Raw genomic sequence first — 14,505 nt, forward strand, 5'->3', positions numbered from 1 at the left:
TGGGTTGCGGATGTGGATGGGGATGAGCGGGGGTGCTGGGGGGGATTCAGCTCGATGCCGTGGGGGCGGCGACGAGTGCCTCGGACAGAGCTGCCGGTCCGTGCTGGAAGCCGGGGTCGACCTGGGTGCTCAGGTCCTGGCCGGTGGCGCGGTCGGCCCAGGCGCGGGCGTTGCGCAGATGGAACTCGACCGCCTGCCTCTGGAAGGTCTCCCAGTCCTTGGTGCGGCAGTCCACCGCGATGCGCAGCTCCTCCAGCGCCAGGCGGTGCTCGGGTTCCAGCTCCCCGGTGTGGCGGCCCTGTTCGCGGGCGCGGACCCAGTCGGAGTGGCCGAAGCAGACCAGGAGGTCGTCGCCGACGTGCTCCTTGAGGAAGAGCCGGTCGTCCTCGCCGGTCACCTTGTTGCCGACCACGGCGAGCGGCACGCCGAACTCGGCGGCGTGGTCCTTGTACTGGTGGTAGACGGACACCCCCTTGCGCGTGGGCTCGGCCACCAGGAAGGTCATGTCGAACCGGGTGAACAGCCCGGAGGCGAAGGAGTCCGCGCCGGCGGTCATGTCGACCACGACGTACTCGCCGGGGCCGTCCACGAGGTGGTTCAGATACAGCTCGACGGCGCCGAGCTTGGAGTGGTAGCACGCGACACCGAGGTCCTCCTCGGTGAACACGCCGGTGGTCATCAGCCCGACTCCCGCGACGTCCCGGATGTGGCGGGTGTGCACCGGGTCGGGTCCGAGCGGCCGCAGCAGGCGGGAGCCGCGTCCCGGGGGAGTGGTCTTGACCATGGCGTCGGCGGAGGCGATACGGGGGTTGTCGCCGCGCAGATACTCCTTGATCCCGCCGAGGCGAGTGCTGAGCGGGACGACCTCGCGCAGTTCGTCCTCCGCCAGCCCCAGCGCCACCCCCAGATGCTGGTTGATGTCGGCGTCGATGGCGACGACGGGCGCGTTCGAGCGCGCCAGGTGCCGGGCGAAGAGGGCGGACAGCGTGGTCTTGCCACTTCCGCCCTTGCCGACGAACGCGGTGCGCATGGCTGCGCATCACCTCCAGGTGAATATGAATGTCATGTGCGAGGTTTGAAGACTTCCCGGATCGCGGCTTCCCTGTCAAGTCGCCACCGGCGAAGGGGAGATGGGTGCGGGGTGTCGCTGTCCGGCACCAGCGCCTGTTCCACCGCTTCCTCGAACGCGGCCGATGGCTCCGCCTCCGGCAGGGAGAGGTCCGGCGAGGTGATCCAGGTGGTGGCGGAGAACTTCTGGGGCAGCATCGCCCAGCAGTTGGGCGGCAGACACGCGCACGTCACGAGCATCATCGACAACCCCGCCGCCGACCCGCACGACTACGAGCCGACCGCCGCCGACGGTCGCGCCGTCGCCACCGCCCGGTACACGATCGTCAATGGCATCGGCTACGACGCGTGGGCCGACAAGCTGCTCTCCGCCAACCCGTGCAGCGACCGCACCGAGCTGAAGATCGGTGACCTGGTCGGCGTCAGGCCGGGTGGAAACGCTGGTGTGATCTGCGGCTCAGCGCGCTCAGTCTGATCGTCGGCGCGAAGAACCTGGCCGGCGCGGGCAGCGGTGGAACCGGCGAAACCCAAGAGATGCTCGACTTCTGCGATGAACACGGCATCACCGCCGAGACCGAGATCGTGCCCGCGCACGACGTCGATACCAGCCTCGACCGGCTGGCACGCAACGACGTGCGCTATCGCTTCGTCCTCGACCTGGCCGGCTGAACCGGCCGGTTCGCCCGCGAGCCGCCCGTGCGGGAGGGCGGCGTGAGGTGTTTCACGGAGGGGCGTGATGTGCCGGGGGCTGGGTAAGCGCGCCGCGATCATCGCTTGAGATGCCGAGGTAATCGGTACACATAGGGCGAAAAGCATTGCTGGAAAGGAGGCGACATGTCGTCGAAGCGACGTCGTAAGAAGAAGGCCCGTCGTAAGAACGGGGCCAACCACGGGAGCCGTCCCCAGTCCTGACCTGGGCTTCTGCCGAGTGACGGCGATGGGCTCCCCGAGCGCGTGGCGCCACCGCGCCCGGGCACGGGGAGTCCCGTCGGTCGCTCTACGACGGGTTCGAGCTGTCCGGGCGGCCTCCGGCCCGTTCCCACTGGGCCTCGTCCCACTCGACGTATTCGATCTGGGCGCCACCGGGCAGCTTGGCGGTCAGGTTTCTGCCGGTGGGGACCGGCTGCGGGCCGCGTACGATCTCTGCTCCGGTCCGGGTGAGGCGTACCTGGCATTCGTCCAGGTCGTCCACGATCAGCGTGGCCGACGTCGCCCTGTACGGCTCCAGCGTCCGCTCGTCTCCCGCCACCACCAGAACCCGGCCGACGGTGGCCAGCTCCAGGCCGTTCGGCATCGTGAAGCGGGTGGTGATCGGTTCACCGGTGACGGCGGTGAGCGGTGCCAGCGCCGCGTTCAGGTCGGTGGCGTAGACGCGTGCGTAGGTGCGGAAGATGCGCATGCTTACCAGCAAGGTGTGATCAGCCGCGGCTATTCCGCTACGGGGTGTCCGACGGATCTCCGGCGGATCTTTCCCGTCCCCGCCGCAGGCGTCACGATCCGTCGGACACCCCCTGGTGGTGGTGGCTTTCGCAGAGGGCCGTCTGGACGGCGGCCTTCATGTCGGCGTCCTGGGCGTCCGTACCATCCGGGTTGAGGTTCACCATGACCGTCGCCTGCCTGCCGTCGAGCGTGGCGCCGCCCACCGTTCCGTATCCGGGGATGTCGCCGCCGTGGCCCCAGTAGAGGCCGCCGCAGGGCAGTGGCCTGCTCTCCAGGCCGAGGCCGTACGCCCGGCCGTCCGGGTTGCCGGTCGGGCGGGTCGTCATCATCTGCCGCTGCTGGGCCGGGCGCAGCAGCTTGCCGCGTACGAGTGCGTCCAGGAAGCGGTTGAGGTCGGTGGCGCTGGAGATCATGCCGCCGCCCGCGCCCGCGACCGAGGGGTTGATCGCGGTGATGTCCCTGAGCGGCGCGTTCTCGCCCGGCCGGACGTAGCCGCGCGGGTGCGGTCCGGGGATCGTCGGGTCGTCACCCGGTACGTACGTCTCGCACAGGCCGAGTGGCGCGATGACGCGTCGGCGGATCTCCTCGCCGTACGTGTGGCCGGTGACCCTTTCGATGAGCAGGCCGGCCAGCAGATAGCCCGTGTTGGAGTAGCGCCAGTCGGTGCCGGGCTCGAAGGTCGGGGGGTGGGCGAGCGCGATGTTCACCATGTCGCGGGTGTCGTGGTGGGCGAGCGGATCCTCGAGGACGTCCTGCGGGGTGAGGTAGTCGAGGATGTCGGGCACGCCGCTGGTGTGCTGGAGCAGCTGACGGACGGTGATCACCCGCCCGTCGTTCCCGTGGCCGCGGATGACGCCCGGCAGATAGCGCTCCACCGGCGCGTCGAGGGCGACGCGACGCTCTCCCACCAGCTGGAGCACGACCGTCGCCACGAACGGCTTGGTCATGCTGCCGATCCGGAACCGACTGTCGCGGCGCATCGGCGCGTGGCTCTTCACGTTTGCGACGCCGCTGGTCAGGACCGCGCTGCCGCGCCGGTTCCGCACCTCCACGAGCGCTCCGGGCGCGCCGTCGACCGTGGTCAGCCGGTGCAGGATGTCGCGCAGGCGAGGGGTGAGGTCGGCGGCGGTGGTGGTCGATTCCGCGGCGGTGTTCCGCCGTGGCGCGTCGTGATGCGCCGGTGTCGCCGCCGCGACACCCTTCGGTGCCACCGCCGCGCCACCCGCCGCCACCGCCAGTGTGAGTCCGCCAGTCAGCACGCGCCTGCGCTTGACCACGTTCATGTGATCCCCCCTCGAAGCCCCATTGCGACCGAAGGCCACCTTAGAGACCGCCGAGCTCGGGATCGATCCGGCTGGCCACCCCCATCGCCCTGGGGACAACCCCACCGTCCCGCCCGCGTGAGTGGGCGCCTACGGCTGGTGGACGGCGTGGGCGCGCGCCGGGTCGGCGGGACCGTCCGGTCATTCTGTCATCGGAGCAGTTCGAGCAGGGCGTCGGTGAATTCCTCGGTAGTGGCCGTGCCGCCCAGGTCCGGGGTGCGGACGGGGGTCTTCGCCAGGACGGTCGCGATGGCGTCGGTGACGCGGGTGGACGCCTCGGGGTGGCCGAGGTGGTCGAGCATCATCGCGGCGGACCAGATCGCGCCGAGCGGGTTGGCGACACCGCGTCCGGCGATGTCGGGGGCGGAGCCGTGGACGGGCTCGAACATGGACGGGAAGTCGCGTTCGGGGTTGAGGTTGGCCGCGGGGGCGATGCCGATGCTGCCCGCGACCGCGGCGGCGAGGTCGCTGAGGATGTCGCCGAAGAGGTTGGAGGCCACCACGACATCGAAGCGCCGCGGGTCGAGGACGAACTTGGCCGCGAGGGCGTCGATGTGCTCCTGGTCCCAGGCCACCTCCGGGTGCGCGGCGGCGCGTTCGGCCACCAGCTCGTCCCAGAACGGCATGGTGTGGACGATGCCGTTGGACTTGGTGGCCGAGGTGAGCCGGCCGCCGCGCCGCTCGGCGAGGGAGAAGGCGTAGTCCAGGACGCGGGTGACGCCCTTGCGGGTGAACACCGCCTCCTGGACGGCCATTTCCTCCGGCAGCCCCCGCCCGAGGCGGCCGCCGATCTCGCCGTACTCGCCCTCGACGTTCTCCCGGACGACGACGAGGTCGACATCGCCGGGGCCCGCGTCGCGCAGCGGGCTGGGCACGCCCTCGAAGACGCGGATGGGGCGCAGATTGACGTACTGCTGGAAGCCCCGGCGGATGGGGATCAGCAGCCCCCACAGCGAGACATGGTCGGGGACGCCGGGGTAGCCGACCGCGCCGAGCAGGATCGCGTCATGGCCGCGCAACTGGTCGAGACCGTCGTCGGGCATCATCGCGCCGAGGCTGACATAGCGCTCGCAGGACCAGTCGAACGTCTCGTAGGTGAAGCCGAGGCCGTGCCGGGCGGCGACGGTGTCCAGGACCCGGCGGGCGGCCGGGATGACCTCGTTGCCGATGCCGTCGCCGGGGATCAGGGCGATGCGGTGGGTGGTGGTCGTGCGGCGGTTCGTCATGGAGGGGATTGCAGCAGGGGAGCGTCTTCCGCGTCCAAGACGCAGTTCGCATCTGCCTTATAGGCCGGCCCTATGAGCTTCCACGGCGGTGCTGACGAACGCCTCCGCCGCCGGTGTCAGCGGGGCCCGCCTGCTGACCAGGGCGATACGCAGACTGGTGCTCGGCTCCAGGTCCAGGACCAGGGCCCCCGCCCGCTCGGCGAGGCCGCGCCAGGCGTCGGCGACCACGGCCAGGCCCACGCCCCGCAGCACCAGCGGCAGGATCGACACCCGGTGCTCGGTCTCGACCACGACGGTCGGCGCGACGCCCTCGGCCACCAGGTCGTCGACGTACCGGCGCATCCCGGTGCCCTTCTGGCCCACGATCAGCCGGTGTCCGGACAACTGCTCATGGCGCACCGGCACCCCGGGGCGGAACGGCCCGTCCGGCGCCGTCAGCAGCACGAAGCGCTGCTCGGCCAGCGGATAGGTGCGCACATCGCCCGGCGGTACGGGGTCGGGGGAGGCCAGCAGCCCCAGCTCGCACACGCCGGTGCGCACCATCTCCGTCACATCGCGCGGGGTGAACGCGGCCTGCACGCGTACGGACACCGCGGGATGGGCGTGGGCGAAGCGGTCGATCAGCCCCGTGAGCGGTTCGACGGCCTGGGAGGGCGGGGCCGCGATGTCCACCCGGCCGCCGCGCAGTCCGTGCACCGACTCCACACTGGCCCGCGCGAGCTGGAGACTGCGCACCGCCTCCCGCGCCGGGCCGATCAGCGCCGTGCCCGCGTCGGTGAGGACCGCCCGGCGGCCGATGCGGTGGAAGAGGTCGCTGCCCAGGTCGCGCTCCAGGGCGCGGATGGCCTGGGAGAGGGACGGCTGGGACAGATACAGCGCGGCGGCGGCCCGGTTGAACCCGCCGTGGTCCACCACGGCCAGGAAGTACTCCAACTGCCGCACATCCACCGCGCCGCCTCCCCGCGCCTCGCCACTCCCGCCACCTTCGGCGGCCTCCACACGTCCATAGGTGTTGCTTATAAGCATTGTCGTCAACGGGTCTTGGACGCGCACCGCGGGCGGCTGCTGGGATCGGACCATGAGCGATCAGCCGCTGGGCGACTTCGACCGCCGCACCGTCCACGTCGAGGGTGTGGGAATCAACGTGCGCACCGCCGGGGACGGGCCGCCGGTCCTCCTCCTGCACGGCTATCCGCAGACCCATATGATCTGGCACCACATCGCCCCGGCGCTCGCCGCCACCCACCGCGTGGTCCTGGCCGATCTGCGCGGCTACGGCGACAGCGACAAGCCCGTGTCCGACGCCGAGCACACCCCGTACTCCAAGCGGGCCATGGCGCGCGATCAGCTACTGGTGATGCGGGAGCTGGGCTTCGACCGGTTCGCGGTGGTGGGCCACGACCGGGGCGGCCGGGTGGCCCACCGGATGGCCCTCGACCATCCGCGCGCGGTCTCCGCGCTCGCGGTCCTGGACATCGTGCCCACGCGGTACGCCTTCCAGCACGCCGACAAGGACTTCGGTCTCGGCTACTTCCACTGGTTCTTCCTGGCCGCGGACCACGGCATCCCGGAACACCTCATCGGCCAGGACCCCGCGTTCTGGATCCGCACCCGGATGGGGGCGCGCCACCGGGGCGGGACCCCGTTCGACGAGGCGGCCCAGGCCGAGTACATCCGCTGCTTCTCGGATCCCGCGGCCATCCACGCCAGCTGCGAGGACTACCGCGCCGCCGGCTCCATCGACCTGGTCCACGACGACGCGGACGCCGCCGCGGGCCGCCGGGTCACCGCACCGCTGCTGGCCCTGTGGGGCGCGCACGGTTTCGTCGGCCGCCACTACGACGTACCGGAGGTCTGGCGCGGCTACGCGGACGATGTGCGCGGGCACGCGCTGCCGTGCGACCACTACCTCCCCGAGGAGGCGCCGGACGAGACGCTGCGCCATCTTCGGGCGTTCCTCGGGGAGCACGGGAGCGCCTGACCGGCCGGGGCTCACGGCGCCGCCTGGAGGTTCTCCTTCCGCGAGGCCGTCTCCTCGGCCGGGTCGGCGGCCCCGCGCGTCTCCCGCGCCAGTGCCACCGTGGCCACGGTGAGCGCGCTCATCAGGGCGATGAAGACCACCACGCCCGTGACGCTGTGGTCGAACCAGAGCAGCAGGGCGGACGCGAGCATGGGCGCGAGGCCGCCCGTGAGCACGGTGCCGATGTTGTTGGCGATGCCGACCGCGCTGAACCGGACCGTGGTGTCGAAGAGTTCGGCGAAGAACGCGGGCTGGGAGCCGAGGACGGCGGACTGGCCGATGCCCAGGGTGACGAAGAGCGCGAGCCAGATGGCCCAGGTGTGTCCGCCGTCGATCACCGCGAAGAACGGCCATGCGGCGGCCAGCAGCACCAGGGCCCCGCCGATCGAGACCGGGCGCCGCCCGACGCGGTCGGAGAGTGCGCCGAAGGCCGGCACCGTCACCAGCTTCACGGCCGCGACCAGCGAGATGCCGCTGAGAAGTGCGGCGGTCGGCAGCCCGCGGTCCTCGGCGTAGGTGACCGAGAAGGTGCCGAAGACGTAGTAGCCCGCGTTCTCGGCGGCGCCCGCGCCGATCACGATGAGCATCTCCTTGGGGTAGCGGCGCCAGGCGGCGACGCAGCGGCTCTCGGCGATCCGCCGCCGCAGCGGGCGGCCGGACGGGACGGAGCGGCCGGATGTCGCGGCGACGGAACCCGCCTGGCGCACCTGCTGGAATTCGGCGGTCTCCGGCAGCGAGCGGCGCACCCAGAGGCCGAAGAAGGTCAGGCCCGCGCTGAGCAGGAAGGGAATCCGCCAGCCCCAGGCGAGGAAGGCGTCCTCGGACAGCAGCCCGGTGGTGAGCGCGAAGGCGCCGGTGGACAGGAGGGTGCCGGTGCCGGTGCCGATCGCGGGCAGTGAGGTGAGCAGTCCGCGCCACTTGGGCGGTGCGTTCTCGAAGAGGATGATCAGCGCTCCGGTCTTCTCGCCGCCCGCGGCGAAGCCCTGGACGAAGCGCAGCAGCGTCAGCAGCACCGGCGCGGCGACGCCGATCTGCGCGTGCGTCGGCAGCAGTCCGATGGCCGTGGTGGCGAGCCCCATCATCAGCAGGGTGGCCACCAGCACGCCCTTACGGCCCTGGGTGTCGCCCCGCTCCCCGAAGTAGGCGCCGCCCAGGGGCCGGGCGAGGAAGCCGATGGCGAAGGTGCCGTAGGCGAGGACCGTGCCGACCAGCGGATCGCTGTCCGGGAAGTAGATCTTGTTGAAGACGAGGGCGGCCGCGGTTCCGTAGAGGGCGAAGTCGTACCACTCCACCGTGGTGCCGAAGACGGCGGCGAGGGCGACCTTGGGCTGGAAGACCGGCCTTCTGGTGGCGGAGCTGCCGGTGTGCGTCATTGGGGGACTCCCTTGTCACCGTGGATCGAGTACCACTGTGTGGTTCGCTTGTGCCACTTGGTGGTTCGGTGATGTTATGGAGGCACACACCCCGTGGCAAGGGGTCACACCCCGATTCGCGCTGGAGGTCATCCGTTGAGCACGCCCGCCCCCGCCGCCCCGCCACCCCTGCTCGACGGCATCCGGGTCCTGGATCTGACCAATGTCCTCGCCGGGCCCTTCGCCGGATATCAGCTCGCCCTCCACGGCGCCGACGTCCTCAAGGTCGAGATGCCGGGGGCCGGGGACCTGGCCCGCCAACTGGGCGCCGACCGGCAGCTCAGCGAGGATCTGCTGGGCGCGTCGTTCCTGGCCCAGAACGCCGGGAAGCGCTCGCTGACCCTGAACCTCAAGGATGAGGAGGGGCGCGCGGCCCTGCTGCGCGCGGTGCGGGAGTCCGACGTCCTCCTCGAGAACTTCCGGCCCGGAGTGATGGACCGGCTGGGCGTCGGCCGCGAGGTCCTCATGCGGGAGAACCCGCGGCTGATCTACTGCGCCGTCTCCGGCTTCGGCCAGACCGGACCGCTGCGCGCCCGGCCCGCCTACGACCAGATCGTGCAGGGCCTCTCCGGGATGATGAGCGTGACCGGCACCCCCGAGGTCAGCCCGCTGCGCGCCGGTTTCCCGGTCGCCGACACCCTGGGCGGCATGGCCGCCGCCTTCGCCGTGGCGGCGGCCCTGGTGCGCCGGGAGCGCACCGGAGGCGGCGCGTATCTGGACGTCTCCATGCTGGAGGCCGCGCTCACCGCGATGGGGTGGGTGACCTCCAACTACCTCATCACCGGCCGCCCGCCGCGGCCCATGGGCAACGAGAACTTCACCGCCGCGCCGTCGGGGACCTTCCGCACGGCGGACGGATACCTCAACATCGCGGCCAACCGCCAGCGGCAGTTCGCCACCCTGTGCCGGCTCATCGGCCGTGCGGAACTGCTGGCGGACGAGCGGTTCACGCATCCCGCGGACCGCAAGGCCCACCGCGAGGAGCTGCGCGCCGAGATCGAGAAGGGGCTCGCCGAGCGGACCGCCGGGGAGTGGGAGGAGATCCTCGCCGACGCCGGAGTGCCGGCCGCGCGGGTGCTGTCCGTACCCGACGCGCTGGGCCTGGAGCAGCTCGCGGAGCGCGACTTCGTCCGCACGCTGCCCTTCCCGGACGGGCGGACGCGCGAACTGCGCGTCCTGGGCAGCCCGTTCCGCGTCGACGGCGCACCGGCGGCCGCCACCGCCCCGCCACCGCTGCTGGGCCAGCACACCGACCAGGTCCTGGCCGAACTCGGCTACACCCCGAAGGAGATCGACGCGATGAAGGAGCGTGGCGCGATATGACCCGCCGGCCCGGAGAGCCAGAGGCCACGACGGTTGCACAAGACGTCACCGACTGGTGGGCCACCGCCGTCAGCCGCATCCGGCCCGGTGAGATCCTGCTGCGCGGCTACCCGGTCGAGCAGCTGATCGGCCAGGTGTCCTTCGCCGAGACCATCTGGCTGCTGCTGCGCGGTGAGCTGCCCACCCGGACCCAGGGCCGGTTGCTGGAGGCCGCGCTCGTCGCCGCCGTCGACCACGGGCCCCAGGCCCCGTCGATCGCCGCCGCCCGGATGGCGGCCACCTGCGGACTGGGGCTGAACAACGCGGTGGCCACCGGGGTGAACCTGCTGGGGGACGTCCACGGCGGGGCCGGTCAGCAGTGCATGGGGGTCCTGGCCGAGCTGGAGGAGGCCGTGGCCGAGGGGGCGGACGTCGACGACGCCGCGAAGAAGCTGGTGGCGGAGTACCGCGCCACGGGCTCCCACGTCCCCGGATTCGGCCACCGCTTCCACCCGTACGACCCGCGCCGCACCCCGCTGCTCGACCTGGTGGGCGCGGCGGTGGCGGACGGCGAGGCACCGGGCTGGGCGCTGCGCGCCGGAACGGCCCTGGAGCGGGCGCTGGCGGAGGGCCGCAGCCGTCCCGTGCCGATGAACATCGACGGCGCCACCGCCATCGTCTACAGCGAACTCGGCTTTCCGCCCGAGCTCGGACGCGGGCTGTTCGTGCTCTCCCGCAGCGTCGGCATCCTCTCCCACGCCTGGGAGGAGAAATCCGGCGGGGCCAGGATCAAGGGCCCCCTTCCCCGGCGGCTGCTGCCCTCGTACGAGGGCCCGGCGCCCCGGGACCTCAACCGGCCGGAGAGCGGTGGGAAGAGCGCCGAGGGTGCGTGAGGGTCAGCCGCTCCCGCCGAGGAACCGCAGCTCCGACAGCCGCTTCGCGGCCTCGGCCAGCGCCGGGCGGAAGGACTCGACGCGCTCCTCGGTGAAACGGCTGGTGGGCCCGCCGAGGCCCACCGCGGCGACGACCTGCCCGGTCGCGTCGGTGACCGGGGCGGCCACGGCGGACACTCCGTCCTCGCGCTCACCGTGGCTGACCGCGAAGCCCCGCTCCGCGGCGAGGCGCGCCCGTGTCGCCAGGACGGAGGCGAAGTCGGGGCCGCGCCCGGCCGCCGCGGCCACCCGGCTCAGCGTCCGGGACGAGCCGCCGATGAGCAGGACGTGCCCGGAGGCACCGGCCCAGAGGGGCATCTCCTCGCCGATGCGCACCACATGGCGCAGCTGCTGGGTGCCCTCGTGCTGGGCCACGCACACCCTGGAGCCACCCTGGCGGATGTAGATCCGCGAGGATTCGCCGCCCGACCGGACCGAGAGGACGCGCAGACACTCCACCGCCTCCGGGGGCAGCCGCCAGGCGTCCTGGGCGAGCGCCGCCCAGCGCAGCAGACCCGCGCCGGGGGTGAGCCGCCCGTCCCCACGGCTCCACAGCAGCCCGCGCTGCTCCAGCGTGGCCACCAGCCGGACCACGGTGGACTTGGCCAGTCCGGTGGCGTCGGTCAACTCCCGTACGCTGCGGGAGCGATGGGACTCGTCGAACAGGGCGAGCAGATCCAGTGCGCGCAGGACGCTCCGTACTCCCTCGCCGCCCTCTCCGGCCGCCGTCCCCATCGCCGTCCTCCTCGCCGCACCACCGCATGAGCCGCCTATCGGTGCGACGGTACCACCAGGCGGTCCGAGGGCCTGGAGTCGGCTATGCGGGTACTCGGCTAGGCCGGTATGACGGTGACCAGATCGGCGGGCATCCGGCCCCGGAGGTCATGCCACTCGCCCTCGCTGATGTGGCGCTGCAGAGCCTCCAGGACGGTGTGCACCAACTGTTCGGTGTCGCCCTGGATCGAGTACGGGAAGTCGTGCCGGATCCGCTGGAAGAACTCCTCGCTGTGCATCTTCACGGGCGTTTCCGAGGGCCGCCACCCGTCGTAGTAGATGCCGCGCACCAGCATCGGGAGCTGTGCGCCGAACTGGACGGCCTCGTCCACCGTCAGCCGGTCCCGGAGCTGGTGCAGCACCGCGCGCAGGGCGGCGTAGGACTGTTTACGGCGCTCCTTGGGCCAGCCGTACGCGTCCTCGATGTCCTTCAGGAGCCGGTTGGTCTTGTCGACGGTCGTGTCGAACGCGGGAAAGCCTGTCGCAACCATCGTGTTCGTCCTTTCGGTGCCCGTGGCGGCCGCCCGGCGGGGCGGGGGCCGCCACGGGGGTGGGAGACCTCAGAAGCCTCCTGGCTGTTGCTGTTGCTGCTGTTGCTGCTGGGGTTCCTGCTGTCGCCGGCTCTCGCCCTGGATGCTCTCGGTGATCTCTATGTGGCGGGGCTTGGCGGTCTCCGCCTTGGGCACGGTGATCGTGAGGACGCCCTCGGACATGGATGCCTTGACGCCCTCGGTGTTCACCTCGCTCGGGAGCAGCAGCCGGTACTCGAAACGACCGGTGCGGCGCCCGCCGCGGCGCAGGACGCCCTTGCGCTCCCGCTCCTTGATCTCCCCGGTGACGGTCAGCTCCTGGCCGTTGACCTCGATGTCGATCTCCTGGCGCCGGACGCCGGGGAGTTCGAGTTCGACGTGGTACGCCTCGTCCCCTTCCGTCACATCGGCGGCGGGTGACCACGCCGCGAGGCCGGGCACCGCCGCCCCGCCGACCGTGGATTCGAGCAGACCGCCCATCTGGCTGAGCAGGTCGTCGAACTCCGCCAGCGGATTGCGCGCCCAGACTCGGGGGCGTTCCATCGCTCCTTGGTGCTGCTGTTGGTGTCGTCGTGCGGGTGTGCTCATCGCCCTTCACCTCCGGTTGTGGGGAGTGGATGCGCTGTGGTGACGGATGGGTGCCGGAGCGCCGCTCGGTCCGGCGGACCGGCCGGACGGAGCCGGGGGGTCGCCGCTCATGCGGGTGAGGTCGGCGGTGGTGTGGCCGAGGTGGTCATGAACGTGGTGGACGGCCATCGCCCCCTCGCCGGCCGCCGAGGTCACCCGCTTGACCGAGCCGCTGCGCACATCACCGGCGGCGAAGACCCCCGGCAGACTGGTCTCCAGTCTCAGACAGCGGCGGCCCTGGCCCTCCCAGACGCCCGCGGCCGCCCGGGCCTCGGCCTCGGCCCCGGTGAGCACGAAACCCCGGCCGTCCAGGGCCAGGACGTCGGAGAGCCACTCGGTGCGGGGCTTGGCCCCGATGAAGACGAACAGCGAGCAGGCGTTCAGGACGCGGCGCTCCCCGGTGCGGCGGTGCTCCACCACGACCGCCCGCAGGGCGTCGTCGCCGCGCACCTCGCGGACCTCGGTGTCCAGGGCCACGCTCACCCGCGGATGGCGCTCGATCTGGTCGACCAGATAGCGGGACATCCGGGAGCCCAGGTACGAGCCCCTGATCAGCAGGTGCACCCGGGGCACCCGCTCGGCGAGGAAGAGCGACGCCTGGCCCGCGGAGTTGCCGCCGCCGACCACCACGACCGGGTCGGCACCGCACTGTCGCGCCTCGTAGACGGTGGCCGCGTAATAGACGCTCGCCCCCTCGAGACGCTCGATCCCGGGGACCTCCAGCCTGCGGTAGCGGGCGCCGGTGGCCAGGACGACGGTGCGGCACAGCGTCTCGCCGCCGTCGGCGAAGGTGACGCGGTAGTGGCCCTCGTCCGGTGCGAGGGAGGTGGCCTCCGCCGGGACGCTCACCCGCGTTCCGAACATGCGCGCCTGGAGCACACCGCGCTCGGCGAGTTCGGAGCCGGAGATCCCCGCCGGGAAGCCGAAGTAGTTCTCGATCAGGGACGAGGTGCCGGCCTGGCCGCCGGTGGCGAAGGCGTCCACGAGCGTGGTGCCCAGCCCGTCGGAGGAGCCGTAGACGGCGGCGGCGATCCCGGCCGGGCCGGAGCCGACGACCAGCAGATCGCAGTGGCCGCGGGTGCCCGCCGGTGGGGAGAGGCCGATGAGCCGGGCCAGTTCGGCGTTGTCCGGGTTGCGCAGCACCTGCTGCTCGCGCCAGATGACGATCGGAGTGTCCTCCGGGCTGACCGAGACGCGGCGCAGCAGTGTCTCGGCCTCCTTGTCCGCCTCCAGGTCGATCCAGCGGTACGGCAGATGGTTGCGGGCCGACCCCTGCCCCTGGAGCAGGGCCAGTTCGCCGAGGAAGCGCCCGGGGCCGTGCACCCTCAGCACCCGCTCGTCCGGGGTGCCGTGGTGCTCGGTGATCGCGATGGTGCCGCTGAGGACGACGAGGAAGTCCGTGCCCTGGTCGCCCTCGCGGATGACCGCCTCACCGGGCGCCACCGACCGGCGGGTGCCGTGCCCGGACCGGAACGCGATCTGCTGGTCCGTCAGCCGCGGAAACGCGCCGTACAGATCCGGGGTCTCGTCCGGTGCCGCTCCCTCCGGTGCGGTGTCCGGGGGCCGGTCCTCGCCCGACATCAGGCCATGGCCTCGTGGGCGAAGCACCACCGCCAGGTCTCGCCCGGTTCCATGGGCTCGACGATGGGGTGCTCCTCGGCGTACGCGTGGGCACGGGCGTGCTTGAGCGGCGAGGAGTCGCAGCACCCCACGTGTCCGCAGGTCAGGCAGAGCCGCAGATGGACCCAGGGGGACCCGAGACGCAGGCACTCCTCGCACCCCTCGGGGCTGCGCGGGGTGACCGGGCGCACCATCGACAGGTGCGGATCGGGCTCGATGGCCATGGCGTTCA

Annotated in this window: 17 protein-coding genes; 6 read left to right on the top strand and 11 right to left on the bottom strand. The window is 71.9% G+C overall.

Going from position 1 to position 14,505, the window contains the following annotated elements; translation table 11 throughout:
* Positions 1–46: 46 nt before the first annotated feature.
* Entirely contained in the window at positions 47–1,030 is a 984-nt protein-coding gene (locus ACZ6TD_RS33050; protein WP_471344039.1) for an ATP-binding protein, read from the bottom strand.
* Positions 1,031–1,141: 111 nt separating this feature from the next.
* Here ACZ6TD_RS33050 and ACZ6TD_RS33055 point away from each other — a divergent pair, with 111 nt between their 5' ends.
* From ACZ6TD_RS33055 to ACZ6TD_RS33065, 3 genes are all read left to right on the top strand, one after another.
* Positions 1,142–1,543, top strand: coding sequence for a metal ABC transporter solute-binding protein, Zn/Mn family (locus tag ACZ6TD_RS33055; protein ID WP_471344042.1), 402 nt, complete (start codon positions 1,142–1,144; stop codon positions 1,541–1,543).
* A gap of 59 nt (positions 1,544–1,602) precedes the next feature.
* Positions 1,603–1,737, top strand: a complete 135-nt coding sequence (locus ACZ6TD_RS33060; RefSeq protein ID WP_471344046.1) for a hypothetical protein — start codon at positions 1,603–1,605, stop codon at positions 1,735–1,737.
* A 165-nt stretch (positions 1,738–1,902) separates the two neighbouring features.
* Positions 1,903–1,980 (top strand): 50S ribosomal protein bL37, encoded by a 78-nt coding sequence (locus tag ACZ6TD_RS33065; protein WP_370443954.1) that lies wholly within the window; start codon positions 1,903–1,905, stop codon positions 1,978–1,980.
* Positions 1,981–2,065: 85 nt separating this feature from the next.
* On the opposite strand, the gene ACZ6TD_RS33070 is transcribed toward ACZ6TD_RS33065, so the two are convergent.
* From ACZ6TD_RS33070 to ACZ6TD_RS33085, 4 genes are all read right to left on the bottom strand, one after another.
* Positions 2,066–2,467 (bottom strand): VOC family protein, encoded by a 402-nt coding sequence (locus ACZ6TD_RS33070; protein WP_471344048.1) that lies wholly within the window; start codon positions 2,465–2,467, stop codon positions 2,066–2,068.
* A gap of 91 nt (positions 2,468–2,558) precedes the next feature.
* Positions 2,559–3,791 (bottom strand): serine hydrolase domain-containing protein, encoded by a 1,233-nt coding sequence (locus ACZ6TD_RS33075; RefSeq protein ID WP_471344050.1) that lies wholly within the window; start codon positions 3,789–3,791, stop codon positions 2,559–2,561.
* Positions 3,792–3,979: 188 nt separating this feature from the next.
* Positions 3,980–5,056 carry a tartrate dehydrogenase gene (locus ACZ6TD_RS33080; RefSeq protein ID WP_471344053.1) on the bottom strand — a complete coding sequence of 359 codons (1,077 nt, stop codon included), beginning with the start codon at positions 5,054–5,056 and terminating at the stop codon, positions 3,980–3,982.
* A gap of 57 nt (positions 5,057–5,113) precedes the next feature.
* On the bottom strand, positions 5,114–6,004 hold the full coding sequence (locus tag ACZ6TD_RS33085) for a LysR family transcriptional regulator (RefSeq protein ID WP_471358246.1): 891 nt from the start codon (positions 6,002–6,004) through the stop codon (positions 5,114–5,116).
* A 130-nt stretch (positions 6,005–6,134) separates the two neighbouring features.
* On the opposite strand from ACZ6TD_RS33085, the gene ACZ6TD_RS33090 reads away from it, so the two are divergent.
* Complete coding sequence (locus tag ACZ6TD_RS33090) at positions 6,135–7,037, top strand: alpha/beta fold hydrolase (protein WP_471344056.1); 903 nt, start codon at positions 6,135–6,137, stop codon at positions 7,035–7,037.
* 11 nt (positions 7,038–7,048) lie between these two features.
* On the opposite strand, the gene ACZ6TD_RS33095 is transcribed toward ACZ6TD_RS33090, so the two are convergent.
* Positions 7,049–8,449, bottom strand: coding sequence for an MFS transporter (locus ACZ6TD_RS33095; protein ID WP_471344059.1), 1,401 nt, complete (start codon positions 8,447–8,449; stop codon positions 7,049–7,051).
* Positions 8,450–8,584: 135 nt separating this feature from the next.
* On the opposite strand from ACZ6TD_RS33095, the gene ACZ6TD_RS33100 reads away from it, so the two are divergent.
* Both ACZ6TD_RS33100 and ACZ6TD_RS33105 read left to right on the top strand, forming a co-directional pair.
* Positions 8,585–9,811, top strand: coding sequence for a CaiB/BaiF CoA transferase family protein (locus tag ACZ6TD_RS33100; RefSeq protein WP_471344061.1), 1,227 nt, complete (start codon positions 8,585–8,587; stop codon positions 9,809–9,811).
* The gene (locus tag ACZ6TD_RS33105; protein ID WP_471344064.1) at positions 9,808–10,683 is read left to right on the top strand and encodes a citryl-CoA lyase; all 876 of its coding nucleotides are present in this window, start codon (positions 9,808–9,810) and stop codon (positions 10,681–10,683) included. Before ACZ6TD_RS33100 ends, ACZ6TD_RS33105 begins: the two co-directional genes overlap by 4 nt.
* 3 nt (positions 10,684–10,686) lie before the next feature.
* On the opposite strand, the gene ACZ6TD_RS33110 is transcribed toward ACZ6TD_RS33105, so the two are convergent.
* The 5 genes from ACZ6TD_RS33110 to ACZ6TD_RS33130 all read right to left on the bottom strand — a co-directional run bounded on the left by ACZ6TD_RS33110 (position 10,687) and on the right by ACZ6TD_RS33130 (position 14,497).
* A complete protein-coding gene (locus ACZ6TD_RS33110; RefSeq protein ID WP_471344067.1) occupies positions 10,687–11,457 on the bottom strand; it encodes an IclR family transcriptional regulator in 771 nt (256 codons plus the stop codon).
* Positions 11,458–11,555: 98 nt separating this feature from the next.
* The gene (locus ACZ6TD_RS33115; RefSeq protein WP_471344070.1) at positions 11,556–11,987 is read right to left on the bottom strand and encodes a DUF2267 domain-containing protein; all 432 of its coding nucleotides are present in this window, start codon (positions 11,985–11,987) and stop codon (positions 11,556–11,558) included.
* 69 nt (positions 11,988–12,056) lie between these two features.
* Positions 12,057–12,569 (bottom strand): Hsp20/alpha crystallin family protein, encoded by a 513-nt coding sequence (locus tag ACZ6TD_RS33120; protein WP_471344073.1) that lies wholly within the window; start codon positions 12,567–12,569, stop codon positions 12,057–12,059.
* Positions 12,570–12,620: 51 nt separating this feature from the next.
* Positions 12,621–14,234 carry an FAD-dependent oxidoreductase gene (locus tag ACZ6TD_RS33125; RefSeq protein ID WP_471344075.1) on the bottom strand — a complete coding sequence of 538 codons (1,614 nt, stop codon included), beginning with the start codon at positions 14,232–14,234 and terminating at the stop codon, positions 12,621–12,623.
* Positions 14,234–14,497: a UBP-type zinc finger domain-containing protein gene (locus ACZ6TD_RS33130; RefSeq protein WP_471344078.1), complete on the bottom strand. Its 264-nt coding sequence runs from the start codon at positions 14,495–14,497 to the stop codon at positions 14,234–14,236. Before ACZ6TD_RS33130 ends, ACZ6TD_RS33125 begins: the two co-directional genes overlap by 1 nt.
* Between the last annotated feature and the right edge of the window lie 8 nt (positions 14,498–14,505).

The organism is Streptomyces yongxingensis, from assembly GCF_055597465.1.

Bases quoted from the DNA above. Each gene is read 5' to 3' on its own strand.
- ACZ6TD_RS33050 (WP_471344039.1), bottom strand. From the start codon at position 1,030: ATGCGCACCGCGTTCGTCGGCAAGGGCGGAAGTGGCAAGACCACGCTG.
- ACZ6TD_RS33060 (WP_471344046.1), top strand. From the start codon at position 1,603: ATGCTCGACTTCTGCGATGAACACGGCATCACCGCCGAGACCGAGATC.
- ACZ6TD_RS33065 (WP_370443954.1), top strand. From the start codon at position 1,903: ATGTCGTCGAAGCGACGTCGTAAGAAGAAGGCCCGTCGTAAGAACGGG.
- ACZ6TD_RS33070 (WP_471344048.1), bottom strand. From the start codon at position 2,467: ATGCGCATCTTCCGCACCTACGCACGCGTCTACGCCACCGACCTGAAC.
- ACZ6TD_RS33075 (WP_471344050.1), bottom strand. From the start codon at position 3,791: ATGAACGTGGTCAAGCGCAGGCGCGTGCTGACTGGCGGACTCACACTG.
- ACZ6TD_RS33080 (WP_471344053.1), bottom strand. From the start codon at position 5,056: ATGACGAACCGCCGCACGACCACCACCCACCGCATCGCCCTGATCCCC.
- ACZ6TD_RS33090 (WP_471344056.1), top strand. From the start codon at position 6,135: ATGAGCGATCAGCCGCTGGGCGACTTCGACCGCCGCACCGTCCACGTC.
- ACZ6TD_RS33095 (WP_471344059.1), bottom strand. From the start codon at position 8,449: ATGACGCACACCGGCAGCTCCGCCACCAGAAGGCCGGTCTTCCAGCCC.
- ACZ6TD_RS33105 (WP_471344064.1), top strand. From the start codon at position 9,808: ATGACCCGCCGGCCCGGAGAGCCAGAGGCCACGACGGTTGCACAAGAC.
- ACZ6TD_RS33110 (WP_471344067.1), bottom strand. From the start codon at position 11,457: ATGGGGACGGCGGCCGGAGAGGGCGGCGAGGGAGTACGGAGCGTCCTG.
- ACZ6TD_RS33115 (WP_471344070.1), bottom strand. From the start codon at position 11,987: ATGGTTGCGACAGGCTTTCCCGCGTTCGACACGACCGTCGACAAGACC.
- ACZ6TD_RS33120 (WP_471344073.1), bottom strand. From the start codon at position 12,569: ATGGAACGCCCCCGAGTCTGGGCGCGCAATCCGCTGGCGGAGTTCGAC.
- ACZ6TD_RS33125 (WP_471344075.1), bottom strand. From the start codon at position 14,234: ATGTCGGGCGAGGACCGGCCCCCGGACACCGCACCGGAGGGAGCGGCA.
- ACZ6TD_RS33130 (WP_471344078.1), bottom strand. From the start codon at position 14,497: ATGGCCATCGAGCCCGATCCGCACCTGTCGATGGTGCGCCCGGTCACC.